General features: G+C 34.0%; 15 protein-coding genes and 3 tRNA genes. 4 read left to right on the top strand and 14 right to left on the bottom strand.

Translation table 11 applies throughout. The features are described 5' to 3' along the window. Positions 1-18: 18 nt before the first annotated feature. The 5 genes from IRZ83_RS07955 to IRZ83_RS07935 all read right to left on the bottom strand — a co-directional run bounded on the left by IRZ83_RS07955 (position 19) and on the right by IRZ83_RS07935 (position 4870). On the bottom strand, positions 19-1242 hold the full coding sequence (locus IRZ83_RS07955) for an energy transducer TonB (protein ID WP_194567978.1): 1224 nt from the start codon (positions 1240-1242) through the stop codon (positions 19-21). Then, on the bottom strand, positions 1239-1610 hold the full coding sequence (locus IRZ83_RS07950) for a BlaI/MecI/CopY family transcriptional regulator (RefSeq protein WP_029271690.1): 372 nt from the start codon (positions 1608-1610) through the stop codon (positions 1239-1241). The genes IRZ83_RS07955 and IRZ83_RS07950 overlap by 4 nt, the downstream gene beginning before the upstream one ends. A gap of 107 nt (positions 1611-1717) precedes the next feature. After that, positions 1718-2677, bottom strand: a complete 960-nt coding sequence (locus IRZ83_RS07945; RefSeq protein WP_194567977.1) for a DUF6624 domain-containing protein — start codon at positions 2675-2677, stop codon at positions 1718-1720. A gap of 18 nt (positions 2678-2695) precedes the next feature. Next, a complete protein-coding gene (locus IRZ83_RS07940; RefSeq protein ID WP_194567975.1) occupies positions 2696-3118 on the bottom strand; it encodes a hypothetical protein in 423 nt (140 codons plus the stop codon). Between the two features lie 363 nt (positions 3119-3481). Further along, positions 3482-4870 (bottom strand): dipeptidase, encoded by a 1389-nt coding sequence (locus IRZ83_RS07935; RefSeq protein WP_194567973.1) that lies wholly within the window; start codon positions 4868-4870, stop codon positions 3482-3484. Between the two features lie 108 nt (positions 4871-4978). On the opposite strand from IRZ83_RS07935, the gene IRZ83_RS07930 reads away from it, so the two are divergent. The 4 genes from IRZ83_RS07930 to IRZ83_RS07915 all read left to right on the top strand — a co-directional run bounded on the left by IRZ83_RS07930 (position 4979) and on the right by IRZ83_RS07915 (position 6919). Continuing rightward, positions 4979-5060: transfer RNA gene (locus tag IRZ83_RS07930), tRNA-Leu, on the top strand. 127 nt (positions 5061-5187) lie between these two features. Then, complete coding sequence (locus IRZ83_RS07925) at positions 5188-5601, top strand: YcxB family protein (RefSeq protein ID WP_194567971.1); 414 nt, start codon at positions 5188-5190, stop codon at positions 5599-5601. Positions 5602-5701: 100 nt separating this feature from the next. Continuing rightward, positions 5702-6124, top strand: a complete 423-nt coding sequence (locus tag IRZ83_RS07920) for a hypothetical protein (protein WP_194567969.1) — start codon at positions 5702-5704, stop codon at positions 6122-6124. Positions 6125-6262: 138 nt separating this feature from the next. Further along, positions 6263-6919 (top strand): DUF1080 domain-containing protein, encoded by a 657-nt coding sequence (locus IRZ83_RS07915; protein ID WP_194567967.1) that lies wholly within the window; start codon positions 6263-6265, stop codon positions 6917-6919. A 180-nt stretch (positions 6920-7099) separates the two neighbouring features. Here IRZ83_RS07915 and IRZ83_RS07910 read toward each other — a convergent pair whose 3' ends face one another. The 9 genes from IRZ83_RS07910 to IRZ83_RS07870 form a co-directional block, all read right to left on the bottom strand. Next, on the bottom strand, positions 7100-7759 hold the full coding sequence (locus tag IRZ83_RS07910) for an HAD family hydrolase (protein ID WP_194567966.1): 660 nt from the start codon (positions 7757-7759) through the stop codon (positions 7100-7102). 260 nt (positions 7760-8019) lie between these two features. Then, the gene (locus tag IRZ83_RS07905) at positions 8020-9603 is read right to left on the bottom strand and encodes an MFS transporter (protein WP_194567965.1); all 1584 of its coding nucleotides are present in this window, start codon (positions 9601-9603) and stop codon (positions 8020-8022) included. A gap of 1 nt (position 9604) precedes the next feature. Then, a complete protein-coding gene (locus tag IRZ83_RS07900; protein WP_194567963.1) occupies positions 9605-10654 on the bottom strand; it encodes an HlyD family secretion protein in 1050 nt (349 codons plus the stop codon). Between the two features lie 102 nt (positions 10655-10756). Further along, on the bottom strand, positions 10757-12061 hold the full coding sequence (locus tag IRZ83_RS07895; protein WP_317174558.1) for a TolC family protein: 1305 nt from the start codon (positions 12059-12061) through the stop codon (positions 10757-10759). Between the two features lie 243 nt (positions 12062-12304). Continuing rightward, on the bottom strand, positions 12305-13117 hold the full coding sequence (locus IRZ83_RS07890; protein WP_194567947.1) for an AraC family transcriptional regulator: 813 nt from the start codon (positions 13115-13117) through the stop codon (positions 12305-12307). Positions 13118-13305: 188 nt separating this feature from the next. Beyond that, a tRNA-Asp gene (locus IRZ83_RS07885) sits at positions 13306-13379 on the bottom strand. A gap of 444 nt (positions 13380-13823) precedes the next feature. After that, positions 13824-13897: transfer RNA gene (locus IRZ83_RS07880), tRNA-Asp, on the bottom strand. 86 nt (positions 13898-13983) lie between these two features. Continuing rightward, complete coding sequence (locus tag IRZ83_RS07875) at positions 13984-14910, bottom strand: DUF58 domain-containing protein (protein ID WP_194567946.1); 927 nt, start codon at positions 14908-14910, stop codon at positions 13984-13986. Beyond that, positions 14907-17480, bottom strand: coding sequence for a M1 family metallopeptidase (locus IRZ83_RS07870; protein ID WP_194567945.1), 2574 nt, complete (start codon positions 17478-17480; stop codon positions 14907-14909). The genes IRZ83_RS07875 and IRZ83_RS07870 overlap by 4 nt, the downstream gene beginning before the upstream one ends. Positions 17481-17661 lie beyond the last annotated feature (181 nt).

The raw sequence follows: 17661 nt of genomic DNA, 5'->3' as shown, positions 1-17661 counted from the left end.
GAACCTTTAAAAAAAAACCTATTTCTCAGCCTGAATCGTAATTGGCAAACTATACATTACTCGAACTGGCTTTCCATTTATAGAGCCTGGAGTCCATTTTGGAGCAAGTTTTAATACACGAATTACCTCATCGCCTATTCCGTAACCGGCATCTTTCATTGTTCTGATCTCAGATAAACTTCCATCTTTTTCAACAATAAACTGCATATACGCTTTACCTTCAATCTTGTTTTTTGCTGCTTCGGCAGGCATTTTAAAATTAGAACCAACAAATTTGTAAAATGCTAAAACACCACCCGGAAATTCTGGTTTTTTTTCAATAGCATCATTTGTATAAATATCTTTTTCTTTTACATCGGCTTTATTGCTAACTGTTTGAGCCATTGTTTTTGTGCTGAAAACAAATAGCAGCAAAACATAAACAGCACTTACAGTACAAACTTTCAATATGATCTTAATCGGAGATTCTTTTTTGGTCATCATTAGTAAACGTTTTTTAGTTATTAGATAATTAATGTTACTGGCAAGCGAAATAGTGTTTTTATCGGATGCAAAATCAAGCAAAAGATTCTGATAGCTTGTAACCGAATCAAACTGCTTGTTTACCGCTTCATCAGCTAAAAATTCATGATTGAGTTTGATTGCTTTTTTATAAAAAACAAGCAGCGGATTGAACCAGAAAATAATTTGAATAAGTTCTGCAAACAAAATATCTAATGTATGTTTTTGCTGTAAATGTGCTTTTTCGTGCATTATTAATTCGACTGGAATTTTACCGTTTTCAAATTCATTTTTATTAATAAAAATTACATTCCAAAAAGAATGCGGCAAGACGGCATCATCTATTAAAATCACTTTTTCGCCGTTTACTAACTGTAGTTTATTTCTTTTAATCTTGCTGAAAAAAGAATATATATTCACCGCAAATCTGAAAGCTAAAAGCAAAACTATAAAGGCATAGAAAACAAGAATTAAAACACTCAAAAAATCATTTTTTGAAACTGATTCTAAATTTTGACTGCCTTTTTGAAGCACCAATTCATTTAATTCGATTAATTGAATTCTTGAAGAAAACTGTGTTTCAAAAGAAATAATCTTAAGAGGAATTACAAAACTAAAAATCAAACTTGCTAACAAATAAGCGCGATTAAAACGAAACATTTTTTCGTTTTCCAGCCATAATTTATAAATGGCATAAAAAATTAAAAGCAGAACTGCCGATTTTAAGATGTACGTTATCATTTTTTCTTTTTTTGAATTTGTGAATCGATTATCTTTTTGAGTTCTTCTAATTCCGAAGTCGATAAATCAGTTTCGGTAGTAAAAAAAGAAGCAAATTGCGAAGCCGAATTATTGAAAAAGTTGCTTATTAAGCCGTTTACGTGTTTCGAAAAATAAGCTGTTTTCTTGACTAACGGATAATATTCTCTAGAATTCCCGAATTCGTTGTACGCCACAAATTTCTTGTCGATCATTCGTTTTAAAAGTGTTGCAACCGTTGTTGTTGCAGGCTTTGGTTCTGGATACGCCTCGAGCAAATCTTTCATAAAAGCTTTTTCTAGCTTCCAAAGATGTTCCATTAATTGTTCTTCTGAGTTTGATAGTTGCATATTTTTTAGGTTCTAAGGTTCTGAGATACTACGTTTTTTTTTGCATATTAAGTTTAATTAATGAGCTCCTTTATTCTTTATTATTAAACGTGAAAGTTATAGTGTGATTATTTAATATTTTCAAGTTTTTTTAATTCCGGCAATTCTTTCTTATAAGCTTCAAGGTTCCAGTCAATATTCAATTGTACTGCATATTCAGCTATGGGACCAAGACCAACTTCAGCACGTCTTTTATCTACATTATCAGGATCGATCATAGGCGATATATGCCATGTGTTTTTCATTTTATTATTTGCATACTGGCTTCCATAAATTTGCGGTCTTCCTTCTCTTAGCGCTATTCTATCTTCTAAATAAGCTAAATTACGCTGATTTGCATCACCTTTTTTTACCGCCTCTCTCATCATTGGCAAATACTTTTGCTGGTATATTAAAGGAGAATGCTGCATAACCAAAAACAAGGTTTTATTTGCCTCTGCACCCACAACATTTTTTCCGACCCAGCCTTTTTCGTCCAGTATTTTCATTACTTTAATGAGATTGATACTGTCTTTATTATTCATTATTTTGCCAATGCTGTCTATTTTCCTTTTATCTGATTTAGGATCTTTATAAATATCCATGAATTTTATGCGAATGTTTTGATCTTCCGTATAAATATCTAACAGTTCTTTTTGGAGTGGTTTATCATAGTTGGCTCCTATAAGATCTACTTTCTTTTGCAGTTTATCAATTGTATTTTGCCATTCTTTTTCTGCATGCAAAGACATCAAATCCTTCTCAATTTGTATGTGTGCTATATTTTCATATCCGTTGTCAATTGCTAAATTAAGCCATTTAAATGCTTTTTCTTTTTCCTTAGCCATAGATGCTGAACATCCTGCATTGTAAAGATGTATTGATGATTTTTGCTCAATTTCAAAGGCTTTTTCGTAATAACCAACAGACATTTTATAATGCTCTGCTCTATAGCAGGAATCTGCTTTTCGAACAAGTTCTTTATAGTTCTGCGCTTGTATTAAACTAAGGTTCATTACGATAAAAAAGAAAACCATTATTTTTCTCATAGGTTTAAAGTTAGTAGTTTATTTTATTTTTTGTTCCGAGATTAATTCTCCATTATTATACTTTTTGATCTCGGTTATTTTTCCTTTATCTGAATAGAATTTCCAATCACCAAAATAAAACCAATGCGTTTCTTTTGCATTAACTTCTAGTTTTGTTTTTCCTTTTGATTGTACTTTTCCATTTTCATAATAATAGGTAACAATGCAAATTCCGTTTTTGTATTTTTCTGTTTTATAGATTTTTCCGCCAATGTAAGATTTCCACTTTTTTACTGGTTCGTCGTGCTTATAATATTCAAACGATTTGTATCTGACATTATCTTGTGTGTAGTCATCCATCCAAACGCCTTCTTTTTTATGGTCAATCTTCTGATTGATTGGTTTGCTTTTGCATCCAAAAAGTAATATTCCAAAAAATAGTATGATAAGAAACTGTCTCATTTTTTTACTTTTACTCTACATTTATAGATGTTACTCTACAAATGTAGAGATTAATTTTTAATGTGCAAGAAAAAAGGTTCAGATTTTTTTGTTTCACGTTTCACGTTTTAAGTTTACCAAAAGTTGAATAAGCTCCAGCTTTAGCTAATAAATTGTTGGATGTTAAAAATATTTCGGCTAAAGCCAATTCTTTTCTCAAAAAAAAACTCCAGCTAAAGCTGGAGGCTATTCAATAAATTTAAATTCCAATTTTATCACGAAGCCTCTGGACCAAATTCCATAAAAAAATCCGCTCATTTCTGAGCGGATTTAATATTATATTTCAAATAAAATTTGTCTCTTAGCACTTTCGCGCAAAAACCCTTATTTACTTAATTCAAAAAAATACTTGTAAAACAACGGAATAGTTTCAATTCCTTTTAAGTAATTAAAGATTCCGAAATGTTCGTTTGGCGAGTGAATGGCATCAGAATCCAAACCAAATCCCATCAAAATCGTTTTGCTTTTTAATTCTTTTTCAAACAAAGCCACAATCGGAATACTTCCTCCTGAACGAACTGGAATTGCAGGAACTCCAAACGTTTCTGTATACGCTTTATTTGCTGCCTGATATCCAATGCTGTCAATTGGCGTTACGTAACCTTGACCACCGTGGTGCGGGGTAACTTTTACAGTAACTCCAGCTGGCGCGATGCTAACAAAATGTTTGCTGAAAAGTGCTGTGATTTCTTCCCAGTCTTGGTTTGGAACCAAACGCATTGAGATTTTAGCAAAAGCTTTGCTCGCAATAACTGTTTTAGCGCCCTCTCCTTGATAACCGCCCCAAATTCCGTTTACATCTAATGTTGGACGAATTGAGTTGCGTTCGTTGGTTACATATCCTTTTTCGCCATAAACATCGTTTAAATCTAAGGCTTTTTTATATTTCTCTAAACTGAAAGGTGCTTTTGCCATTTCAGCTCTTTCTTCAAGAGACAATTCTTGAACTTTATCGTAAAATCCTGGAATCGTAATATGATTGTCATCGTCATGCAAGGAAGCAATCATTTTTGCTAGAATATTAATTGGGTTCGCCACTGCTCCACCGTATAAACCGGAATGTAAATCACGATTTGGACCTGTAACTTCTACCTCAACATAACTTAAACCACGCAAACCTGTGGTAATTGATGGTTGTTGATTAGAAATCATTCCAGTATCTGAAATCAGGATAACATCATTTTTTAATTTTTCCTGATTGCGTTCTACGAACCAAGCCAAACTTGCAGAACCTACTTCTTCCTCACCTTCGATCATGAATTTTACATTACAAGGCAAAGTATTGCTTTGTACCATATATTCAAGCGCTTTTACGTGCATGTACATCTGACCTTTGTCGTCGCAGGCACCACGAGCAAAAATAGCTCCATCAGGATGAATTTCTGTTGTTTTAATAACGGGTTCAAATGGTGGAGATGTCCATAATTCCATTGGATCTGGCGGTTGAACATCATAATGTCCGTACACTAAAACCGTTGGTAAATTTGGGTCGATTATTTTTTCTCCATATATAATTGGATAACCCGGAGTGTCGCAAACTTCGACTAAATCGCAGCCTGCTTTTGATAAACTTTCTTTAACAGCTTCGGCAGTATCGATAACATCTTGTGAGTATGCACTGTCGGCACTAACCGACGGAATCTTTAATAATTCGATCAATTCATTGATAAACCGATCTTTATGTTGTTGAACGTACGACTTAATATTTTCCATTTAAATAATTTTTATAGAATTTCAAAAGTACAAAAAAGAGAATAAATATTTTTTTTCAAAATTGCTTTGAAAATTCGAAGTTATGCTTATCTTTGCACCCACAATTGAGCGGATATGGTGAAATTGGTAGACATGCCAGACTTAGGATCTGGTGCCGCAAGGCGTGTAGGTTCGAGTCCTATTATCCGCACTGAAAAAAGCTTCTGAAGTTAACTCAGAAGCTTTTTTGTTTTATTACTGTTTTAGATTTTTAGCTTATTTCTAATAAAATTCTTCATTATATTTGATCTATAAAAGCAACCTAAGAACGTTCCTAAATGATTAAAACCAAAAAATTTCACTTTACTAAAAAAGAATACCTCTCATTTATTATTAGAATTCTATTAAAAAAGCGATGGTGGCTATATACTTTTATTCTTTTTATTTCTATCGCAATTCTATTTAAAGACAACAAAGATTCATCTGATATTTTTATGATTGTATTTGGCTTTCTTTTTCCGCTAATTACATTTTTTCAATACTGGAGATTTGCAAACTCAAAAGAAAACAAGATTATTCTTTCAGAAAGAGAACATGAAATTTTCAACGACAAAATTATTTCTCGCTTTGATGAAACAACAGAAAGTACAATTGCAGTAACTAATTTCATAAAAGTTTTAGAACTAAATGATCTTTATATTCTATACCTTTCAAAAGGACAAAGTGTATTTTTCCCAAAAACGAATTTTTGAAACCCCTGAAGACGAAAATTGGTTTAAGAATGAAGTATTTTTGAAGATTAAAAACAGATAAAATTTGGCAGTAAGCAACCTATAAACAATTTATTAGAAAATGCAATTATCAAAACAGAAAAAAAGAGGAATTATAATCTTTATTATTTTGATAATAATGGGTTTTGTATTTTATCTAAACTATAAAAATTTACACGTCAAGTTCTACAATAAAACAGGAGAAGATATTGATTCATTGGTTATAGCTGGAACTTTTATTGGACATCTAAAAAATGGAAGTTCGACAGAATATATAAATTATAATGAATTCCTTTTTGATAGTGGCATACCATACGAACAAATTAGCGGACTAATAAATAATAAAAAAACACTCGAACTCAATTGGAGCGATTGTGGCACAGAGAGAAATAAAGAATCTAAAGGATCTTATATTTTTGACTTGAAAAAAGATACACGACTTACAGACACAACTTTTCTTTATTTGGTAAGTCATAATCATAAAATCTTCTGGGAAGAAAACTAAATCTCTCCATTTTACTTTTCAAAAAAATCAAAACAAAAAAAACCAGAACTTCTGTTTTTTATATTAACCCGTATCCTTATTTTTACTTTTTAATAAATCCTCAACCCGGTTAATCTACTTCGTTTTAAACTCATAGTTATGTTCAAAAAATCAACTTTTGCTATTGCTTTTCTTTTTATTCTAAATTCATGCGTTGTTCAGCGAAAAGTTTTAGAAATAGACGATTGGTATGCTTTTACTAAAACAAATACAGCACAACAGGAACCGTCAAAAGTGTATGAGTTTGCAGACGGAATGATTCGTATGCACGGAGAAGATCCAAGCTGTTTGATGACCAAAAAAAGTTATAAAAACTTTGAACTTACTTTAGAATACAGATGGAATCTTGAAGAAAAACACAAAATGAAAGGCACAAAAAATAGCGGAGTTATGTACAACATTCCGTTAGACGCTTCTGATAAAATCTGGCCAAAAGGAATTCAGTTTCAAATAAAAGAAAATACTACCGGAGATTTTATCTTTTTGGATCAGGTAACTGCAAAAGTAAATGGAAAATTAGTTGAAGCCGGCGCAAGTGTTGTTTCTCCTAAATTTTTAGAAAATGAAAATCCGTATGGTGAATGGAACATCGTAGTTATTAAATCTTTAAACGGAAAAATTAAGCAATACTTAAACGGAAAATTGGTAAATGAGTGCACAGAAGCTTCTTCGACAGAAGGGAAAATTTCTTTGAATTACGAGCGTTCGCCAATTGATTTCAGGAATATTACCATAAAAAATATTTCTAAAGATTAAAACTAATTAGTCTAGTTTGTCATTCCGAGGAACGAGGAATCACAAACAGAGCAGAAAATAAAAACTTCAGATAAAACTTTTCCTTTTAAAATATAAAAAAACCTCCAGTCAAAAACTGAAGGCAATGCAAATTATGTTCATTCTTTAAATGAACTTATATTAATTATATGTTTAAAAATTTTAGCCTTTTAATATTTCTAAAACTTTATCCGCATTAATTTCACTATAATCATTAATATAAAAATCACAAACAGGAAGCTGTTCTTTTGTATGTGTACTCAAAACGCCTACAACTTTCATTCCTGCATTTAATCCTGCTGTAACGCCCGAAAAAGAATCTTCGAAAACCACACAATCAGACGGAGAAACGCCAACACGCTCTGCCGATTTTAGATAAACTTCGGGATTTGGTTTATGAAGTGTTACGTCTTCGCTGGACATCATCGAATCCATTTTGTCTGAGATTTTTAAAGCGTTTGCAATCAAATCCAGATTCGCACGCGGTGCCGATGTTGCAACAGCCGTTTTAAATCCGCGTGATTTTAATTCGCTTAAAAAATCCAAATAATGCGCAATTGTATCGACTTTATCTTTATAAATCTCACGAAACATTCCTTCTTTTTCGTCTTCGAGTTTCAGCAGTTCTTCTCCCGCAATTGGGCGCTTGAAAAAATGCGTCATGATGTAACTGTTATGTTTTCCGTACATATGTTCTTCGAATTCTTCATTTGTATAAGGAACATTATATTTATCGAAAAACGCCTCAAAAGCCTTCACATGATGCGGATTGGTGTGCGAAATCACGCCATCCATATCAAAAATTACACATTGCTGTTTCATTATTGTATTTTGTTTTTTTAACGGTTGCAAGATAGGTAATAAAGGGTTATTTCACAGAGATTCGCGGAGGTTTTTCGCAGAGATTCGCTGAGAGTTTTTTTTTGCAGCGTACTGTTTGTCATTTCGACGGAGGAGAAATCACACCAGTGAATCTACAAAGAGAATCGCCAATCTTTGTCGAGCTTCTAGTGTGATTTCTCCTCCGTCGAAATGACATAAAATACGGAAAAACTTGAAACCTGAAACTTGAAACAAAAAAACTACCCAATCCAAATCTTACTTTTAACCAAAGTCATTGTCTGTCTCAAATGCTGATTACATGCAATCAAAATAATCAAAACCACCAAACCGTAACCTACGATCGTATAAATTTCCATATCGGCCAATAAAGTAGCTTGTTTGGTAATGGTTCCGAAGACTTTTTTTAGTGCCAAAGTATTCGCATTATCTGCAGAATATCCCTTTGCCATAAAACTCTGCGCAGTTGCAGTTATGGTTTGCTGTGCTTCGGGATTTTCGCCTGTTACAAACTGACTTAATTTTAAAAAGTGTTTTTTGTTTAAAAATACAACCGCATTCTGCATCACGCAAAAACCAATTGTACTTCCCCAAAAACGACCAGAAACCCCCACAATTCCAGAAGAAACCGCCATTTTTGCCGGAACCGATGATGTGGTAAATAAGATGAGCGGAACAAATAAAAACCCAACACCGATTCCTTGCAAAATATACGGAACGATAATATCTGACAGCGCAACATCGGGCACAAAAAGAAACGTAAACCAAAAATGAAATAACGCAATAAGCGAAAATCCAATAATGAAAATAACTTTGGTCGAAACAGATTTCATCAGAAAATAAGCAGCTAAAATAAGTCCGATTACATTTCCGAGTCCGTTAATGTATTGCACGCCCGCCACACGCGACGGATCCCAATTCCAGATTGAAAACATCGCCGAATGACAAAGACTCAGCGTTGCTCTGCTGATATAGAAAAGAAAAAACAATAAAAACCCAATTCGCAGGTTGGCATATTTAAAGACTTCAAAATCAAAAGTCGGTCTTTTTACCAAGCGTTCTTTAAAGATGAATAAACCTCCTGTAATGAGTGCAATCATCAGCATTACAACCATGTGCGAAGACTCAAACCAATATTTTTTTTCGGCATAAACAAAAAAGTAAGCACCGCAAAGAATGGCAGTTAAAACCAAAAAATAACTCATCCAGTCGATTTGATACAACGGAATTTTCTTTGTGATTCGGTGCCCACGAAAAGTAACTAAGATTAAAAAGACATTCAAAACCTGCAATCCGCCCGAAACGTACAGCATGTATTTCCAATCGTAATGATCCAGAAACCAAACGGCAATATTCATAATAAATGGCGTCGATAACAACAGCGAACCGTAGTAAAACGAAAAACCAATTATAATTGCATTTTTAGAATTAAACTGTTCAATTAACAATTGTCTGATTGTAATTACCGGAAGCGCCATTAAGATTCCTTCTACAATTCTCAACATTAAAAAAAGATAGAAATTGGTAATATAAGCCGATGAAACAATCGTAATCCCGATTAAGGAATACACCGCCATCAAGTAATTTTTTGCAGGGAAAAAACTCGAAAATCGGCTTTCGATTAAAATTGTGGCGAGCAAAGTTCCGTACGTAACACACATCGCAAACTGCAAATCTTCTGGTTCGATGTCCAGAAAACTCGCTGCGTAGGTTACGTTTGAAGTATAAACTCCCAATAAAATCATGGAATGCAAAAGACAGACAAACAAAATAATAATGATTGCCCATTTTGGAACCCAGGATTTAAAAATACTTTTATCTTCCATTTTAGTGTGCCGCGATCACGGTGATATTCATTCCCGCTCTTAAAAAATCGGTTTGTTTGTCAGTGTCTTTTAACTGAATTCGAACTGGAATTCTTTGTTCGATTTTAACGAAGTTTCCGGTTGCATTATCTGGCGGAAGCAATGAAAATCTTGCCCCGCTCGCGGGCGATAAAGAAGCAATTGTACCTACGAAAGTTTTGTCGCTCAAAGCATCGGCTTTTATTTCGACTTCCTGCCCAACGGTTAAATACTGCAATTGCGTTTCTTTAAAATTGGCTGTAATCCATTTTTCTTTGCTCACGATTGAAAGCAGTGATTGCCCTTCTTTTACCAATTGTCCAGGCTGTAAAGTTCGTTTTCCAACCCAGCCGTCGTAAGGCGCTGTAATTATAGTGTACGAAAGAAATAATGCAGCATTATCTGCAACGGCTTGTTTAGATGCTATATTGGTCTGCGTTGTCGGAACATTGGCCTCGGCCACAGAAGTGCTTAAATCTGCAGAATGAATTCTGTTTTTCATTTCCTGAAAATGTGCCTGCGCCGATTCGTAATCTGCCCTAACTTTTTCTAATTGCTGAGACGTAGCGGCTTCCTCTTTTACCAAAGCCTGATATCTTTCGTATTCTAATTTGGTTTTCCAAAGATTTGATTTTGCACCGTCTAATTGCGATTCGCTTATCGCTGTTGCGCTTGCTGTGTTTACAGCATTTTTCTGAGCTACAACGCTATTTTGTTTCGCATTTTGAACATCGGCCAAAGCCACATTCAATTTTGATTGATATTCTCTATTGTCAATTACAACCAAAGTATCGCCTTTATGCACAAACTGATTTTCATTAAAACGAACTTCCTGTACATAACCTGTAATTCTCGACATAATTGGCGTTACATATTGTTCTACTTGTGCGTCATTGGTTTCTTCGTGATTTCTGTTGAAAACGTAAAACCAAATTCCCAAAACAACCCCGCTGGCTACAAGCGCACACGCAATAACCGTTATTAGTATATGAAACGTTTTGTTTCTTCTAGTTTCATTTTTTATCTTAACCATAAACTCTATATCTTTTCTTGTCTATTTTCTATTATCACTCTTAAATCTTGCTTCTTTCTTCTAACTTCTAACTTCTAACTTTTCACATCTAACATCTAACATCTAACTCTGCGGAAGAATCCCAGCTGTATGAAGCAATTCGTAATGCTTTAGAACAGCATCCAATCGGGTAGAAATTTTATTGTATTTCGCCTGAAGCAAAGCATTATCAGCATCGACCATTTCGGTTATTAAAACCAATTGATTTAAGTATTTCAATTTTACAATGCGATAATTTTCATTGGCTAAATCCAAAGCTTTGTCTACTACCACAAATTTTTCAAGGATTTCCTGATATTGCGTATGCTCTTTATAGAGTTTGTCCTGAATTTCATCTTTTATAATTTCAGACTGCATTTGCTGCCATTCGATTTTTTTATTCGCCTGTTCTACTTTGGTTTTATTTTTATACAAAGCCGAAATATCAAAACGCGCTTCGATTCCAACTTGTCCTAAAGTGTACAAATACGGATTTGGCGGAAAAAATTTGTAGTTAGGATAATAAAAACCATAATTTCCGAAGAAGTTTACCGTTGGCAGATAATTTCCTTTCACCAATTGCAATTCCGTTTTTTTGATGTTTAATTCCTGACTTGCAATACGCATTTCTTCATTCTGAGAAGCTTTTTCCAGATAAAAATCATACGGATCCAAACCATTCATTTCATCAATATTTGAAGCAGTATCAATCGCTATTTCTTCGTTTTCTGGAATCTGAATTAAAGTTTTCAAATCGTGAAGCACAATTTTAATGTTTTTGGAGTTTGTAAGCGCATTTAGTTCACGATCCGAAAGCTGCAATTCGGCACGAATAACCTCGTTTTTCGTAACCGTTCCGTGCTTTTGAAGCGACTGTACTTCTTTCAATCGGCTTTTTTCTTCTTTGATGTTTTCTTCAAAAATCTTCTGAAGTTCCATCATTTTATAAATCGAAAGATAATTGGCTACCACTTCGAGCTCAATATCATTTTCGGTTTTTTCGGTTTTGATTTTCGCAATTTCGCTTTCCTGATTCGCAATTTTGATGGCGTTATTGATTTTATTTCCCGCATAAATTGGCATTTTAAAAGTCGAATTCACCTGATAGATTTCAGGAATTGCTTTCGTTACTTCTTTTCCATTCAAGAAACCATTCCCTTTGAATTCGGTGATATTAGTAATTCTGGAATACTCGCCGTTTAATTCGATATCCGGCAGGCGGAGTTCTTTACTTTCTTTTATGTTTTGCTCTGAGAGCGTGATCTCCAATTGAGATCGAAGGATTTTTTTGTTGTTTTCTTTGGCCATTTTCACCGCTTCTTTTAACGAAATCGTGTGAATTTCCTGTGCTTGTAAACTAGTGAATGCAAATAAAATTAGCAATAGCACTAGTTTTTTGAGAAAACAATCGTCTGTAGAATTTGTTGTTTTAAGGAACATGAATACATAAATATTTTATGCTGCAAAGTTCCTTCATTTTTACGATGACTGATAATTCTAAAAAGTCAATAACATATTCATTTCGGACAAACGTTAAAATCTCGTTTTTCGAAAACGTTATATTAAAATACTGAAAAACAATTTAATACAAATTGTATTGGGTTTGTGATATTTCAAGCAGATTTAAAAAAACTACAGAATATCTTCTCCATTTAAGTAATCGGAAGGCCTTTGTCCTAAAATCTTGAAAAACGTATTGCTGAAAGTCGGAACGCTATTGTAACCCACTTCTAACGCTACTTCTTTTACAGAAAGTTTTCTTTCTAACAAAAGTTCGATTGCTTTTAAGATTCTTCGAATGGTATAATATTGAATAAAAGACATTTTGAGGTCTTTTTGAAATAAACGGTATAAAGAGCGTTCGCTGTAACCAAATTCGTGAGCAACATCGGCAAACAGAATCGTTTCGCCTAGATTGTTTTCTATGTAACGCAAAATTTTACTAAGCCGTTTATCTTTGGGCTGAGGCAATTCTAACGGAAGATTATTGGTGCAGATTTGAGGAAGAATCGCTTTTATTGCTTTGGCAATGGTAAAGTTGGGAGTTCCTTTTTTAAGATCGCCATTCCAACGATTGGTAAAAAGCATCATTTGCAACAATAAGTTATTGACGGGATAAATACCTTCAACCTTATAAAACTCATCTTCGTTTTTTTCAACCGGAAAATACAAATTTCGCATCGTCACACTTTCTGATTTTGGTTCGATACTGTGCGCAACTCCACTCGGAATCCAGATAAAATGTCTTGCTGGTAAAAAGTAAGTTTTGGTTTCTGTTGTTACAAAAACTACATCGCCTTCTGCATAGAGCATTTGTGCTTTGTCGTGTTTGTGTGTTGGCACAAACAATTCACCCATCAAATCGTGGTGGCAGTAAATGCTTTTTTTATCAGCATCTACTTTTTTGATGTAATACTTATCTAGTTTCTGACGGGAATGTTCCATTGGTGTGATTTCGCATTATAAAGATAAGAAAGAAATTTAACCGCAAAGTTCGCAAGGTCAAAAACACAAAGTTCGCAAAGCTTAAAAACTATGCGAACCTTTTGTGAATCTTAGCGCACTTTGCGGTTAAACCTTAAAGTATAAAAACAAAAAAGCCTTTCCGTTAAGAAAGGCTTCTTGAAATATTGCGGTCTGGACGGGACTCGAACCCGCGACCCCATGCGTGACAGGCATGTATTCTAACCAACTGAACTACCAAACCCTGCGTTATTGTGAGTGCAAAAATACAATAGAACTTGGATTCTGCAAGGGTTTTTATGAATTAAAATCCATAAAATTATAATCATCTGATTTTAAATAAATTCCAATCTTTTATCCTGAAGCATCAGAACCAAATTCCAATTTTTACAAGCTAAAAAACCAAAATTTAACAGCAAAGAACACATGGTTAAAAACGCAAAGTCCGCAAAGCTTTAAAAAAACTTTGCGGACTTTGCGTGTTCCGAGACTTAGAAATTTTGCGCTTTGCGATTAACCAAAAGTGTCTTAAATCAAAAAAGCCATCCACAAAAGTGGAAAGCTTTTCATTGGTCTAACTACTAAACCAGCTACGAGTTACAAAGTCGTAGCAAACAACACAACTAATCTTAGATACCGTATTTGGGCAAAAAAGCCTTTCTTAACAGAAAGGCTTTTCCCAATATTGCGGTCTGGACGGGACTCGAACCCGCGACCCCATGCGTGACAGGCATGTATTCTAACCAACTGAACTACCAAACCTCTGCGTTATTGCGGTTGCAAAGATAGTACAGAATTTCATTTCTGCAAGTGTTTTTATAAAAAAAATAAATAATTATTTTAAATCTCTAGCCAAAGTTTTGTTTTTCAACCAAATATGTTGTCAATATTTTTTCAAAATTGTCGCCTAAATTCACCGGAACGTACTTAATTTGGTTCTTTGCGCAGGTTAAAGCTAGTTTTTTAAAGTATGCTTCGGCCCTTTTTTCGTATTCAACTTTTACATTATCAGCAAAAATCGATACCTCTTCACCTGATTCTAAATCTATAAATTTTCTTGGTGTGTTGTCAAAGTCGAATTTCAGCTCTGTTCCATTATCAACAACGTGAAACAAAACGACTTTATGTTTGTTGTGTTTTAAATGCTGTAACGCATTAAAAAGCTTTTCATCATCTTCAGACTGAAACATATCTGTAAACAAAATAATCATCGAACGACGGTGCATTTTCTCTGCAATTTGATGCAAATACGTAATCGTATCTGTCGTTTTTTTGACTGTGGGCTGTACTAACAATTGTTCTAATTTATTGAGCAGCATTCTATGATGGCGATCGCTTCCTTTTTCGGGAGCGTAATATTCATAGCTGTCTGAAAAAACGCTTAAACCAACAGCATCGCGCTGTTTCTTTAAGATATTCATTAAAACTGCCGAAGCCAAAACAGCAAAACCAATCTTCTTTTCATAAAAAGGCTGATTCGATTTTAGTTCCGGATAATGCATAGAAGACGAATTATCTACAATAAGATGACAGCGTAAATTGGTTTCTTCCTCAAAACGTTTCGTGTACAAACGATCGGTTTTGGCAAATAATTTCCAATCAATGTGTTTGGTACTTTCTCCAGCATTATAGACTTTATGTTCGGCAAATTCAGCTGAAAACCCATGAAATGGACTTTTATGCATTCCGGATATAAAACCTTCAACAACTTGATTTGCCAACATTTCGAGATGCTGAAAACTGGAGACCTTCTCTATTTCCGATTCGATTTTCATTCGGTTTCTTTTTTAATATTTTGAGCACGGTACAAACCGTCTGTCGCCTGCAATAATTTTCTTTTTAATATCGGACTAAAATTAGGGTTTTCTTTTAAGAATCGCTGTACTTCATCAAAAGCAAATTTAGAAGAATATTTTCCAACCGTATTATTCAGCCAGTCTTTTGGAAAGAAAATATCTCCCGTACGCTGAATTTCTTCTACTAAATCTAATGAAAACCTGATATATTTTTGTGCACTTTCCTGACGCAGCGGATGATGAACATTTGACAAACCTACAGCAACCCAAGATTCTTTTTCTCTGTTTTTATCGTCTTTTAAAGATTCTATAAAAGCATTTCGAACCGATTCATCTTTAGATAATGACGGAAGCAAGAACTCAAAACGTCTTTGTTTGTCGGTATTTGTGATTGATGCTTTTGTTTTATTTAAAATCTCGTCTGCTTTTTCATGTTTAAAAATAGCCAGATTCATAGCGATATTGGTATAATCATCTTCGTTTAATTTCAAATTCGGAATCACAATTTCTTTGTTCCAAATCTGATATAATTTGGCTTTCGCCGAATCTGAATAAGCGATCGAACTGAATAAATTAAACAAAGTCTTTTTGATATTGCCTGGCAAAACTGTCTGCAAACGCTCGTATAAAATATCTTCAAGCTGTTTCTGTACTTTGGTTTGTTGTTTTTCTGTGAGGAATTTCCAGAAAACACTGCTCGTTTGATTGGCAATTATTTTTAGAACCAATTCGTTTTGCTCTTGCTGAATTCCTTTCAAAAAACAGTCAAAAACTTTTATTGGAGCAACATTTCCAATTAAGGCATTTTCATAAATATTAATATAAGTCGAAGCTCTTGCAACCTCATCTTTTAAACTCAAAACAGATTCTATTGTATTCCCGTCAAGCGGAAAAACTCCGTAACCAAAACCGTTATAATTATAAATGATGCTAAGCGGTTTTTCAAATCCGATTACCTCTTTCAGAAGAAGGTTTTTATCTTTAATATTAACATTTACAGCCTTCACATGATCTGAATAAACCAAACCAATCTGAAAAATCTGAGGCCAAATATTATTCGATTTGTCTTCTGCGTTTTGCAGGATTTCAAACTTTTTTATTCGGTTTTGAGCATCATATTCTACTTTATTGGTAAATATAGCTCTGCCCGATTTGTTTACCCAGACTTTACTCCATTTTTGCAAATCCATCGGCGTTTCAGCATCAAGAATTTCGACTAGATTGTTCCAATCAGCATTGTCGTTAGCGTATTTTTTAATGTATTTTTCGATTCCTTTTTGAAACGCTGCTTCGCCCATAGAAGCTTCTAATTGACGCATCATAATGGGTGCCTTGTTGTAAATAACAGCTCCGTAAAGCGATCCCGCATCTTTCAAATTAGCCAGATTTTGTTTTATCGGATGTGTGCCAAGCGAGCGATCTTCCGCGTAAGCGTTAGCATAATGAGCGGTTAAAAATTGTAAATTATGATTGACTTTCGGAAAAATCGGATTCATTATTTTGTCGGCCATAAAATTGGCAAAAACTTCTTTCATCCAGACATCATCAAACCATTTCATCGTTACCAAATCGCCAAACCACATATGCGAAGTCTCATGCGCTATCAGTTTTGCGCGATCTAATTTTTCGCTGTCGGTTGCGCTGTTATCTAAAAACAATGTAGATTCTTTGTACTGAATTGCGCCCACATGCTCCATTCCGCCATATTGAAAAAACGGAATAGAAGCAAAATCTAACTTCTGAAAAGGAAATTTATAATTCGTATATTTTTCTAAAAAATCTAACGATTGCTGGTGCAGTTTAAAAATCGTATCTGTACTTACCTGAATCTTTTCGGGATTATTTTCGCGATACAGCATTGTCATTTCTAAACCCGGATTTTCTGTAATACTTTTAAATTTTCCGGCAACAAATGAAAATAAATACGAGCTCATTTTATTTGATTCTTCAAAAATGTAAGCTGTAAAATTCCCTTTTTCTGCTTTCTCTTTAACATCGGCTCCAGCCAAAACTGACCAATCTTTTGGGACCGTTAAGGATAATTTATAAGTTGCCTTAAGATCTGGCTGATCAAAACACGGGAAAAGTGTGCTGGCGCGATCTGGCACCAATAAAGTATACAGAAAATCATCGTTGCGGTTTAAAGATAAATTGCCTGCGATAAATGAAATTGCAATTGTATTTTTCCTTAAAGTTAAAACTTGTGTCGGAATTACAATATGTCCGTTTTCGTGAACAATTGGGGTATTTTTTCCGTTTGCCTCAACTGATTTTATGTTTGAAGATTTCTCTTTAAAATCTAAATACAAAGGCTTGCTCAAATCAGACAAATCAAGATTTAAAATCAAATTCGAAATAATATCCTGCTGTTTCTGTTCTGGAATTTCAAACGAAAGTCCGTACGTAACATTTGAGATTTGTTGTTTTCTAAAATGTGCCAAAGCTTCAGAAACGCCATTATCTAAAAGAGGCATTTCTTTTTGTTTTGATTGAGAAAAACCAATTGTCATCAACATAAAAAAACTAAGAAAGCTGTAGCAAATTTTCATTTTAGAGGAATATAAGATTCGTTAAAAATAAAAAATGTTTGCCATGAATTTCATTAATTTCGACTAATTATTTTGATACTGCTTAAAAAGTCATCCACAGATGAAATGATTCTCACAGATTAAAAAATCCATTTTAATTCTTTTAATCTGTGGAAAAAATTCTCAAACAAAAAAGGCTTGA

This window comes from Flavobacterium sp. JLP (genome assembly GCF_015350755.1).
Lineage (GTDB): Bacteria > Bacteroidota > Bacteroidia > Flavobacteriales > Flavobacteriaceae > Flavobacterium.
This window is presented reverse-complemented; position numbering and strand designations above follow the sequence as displayed.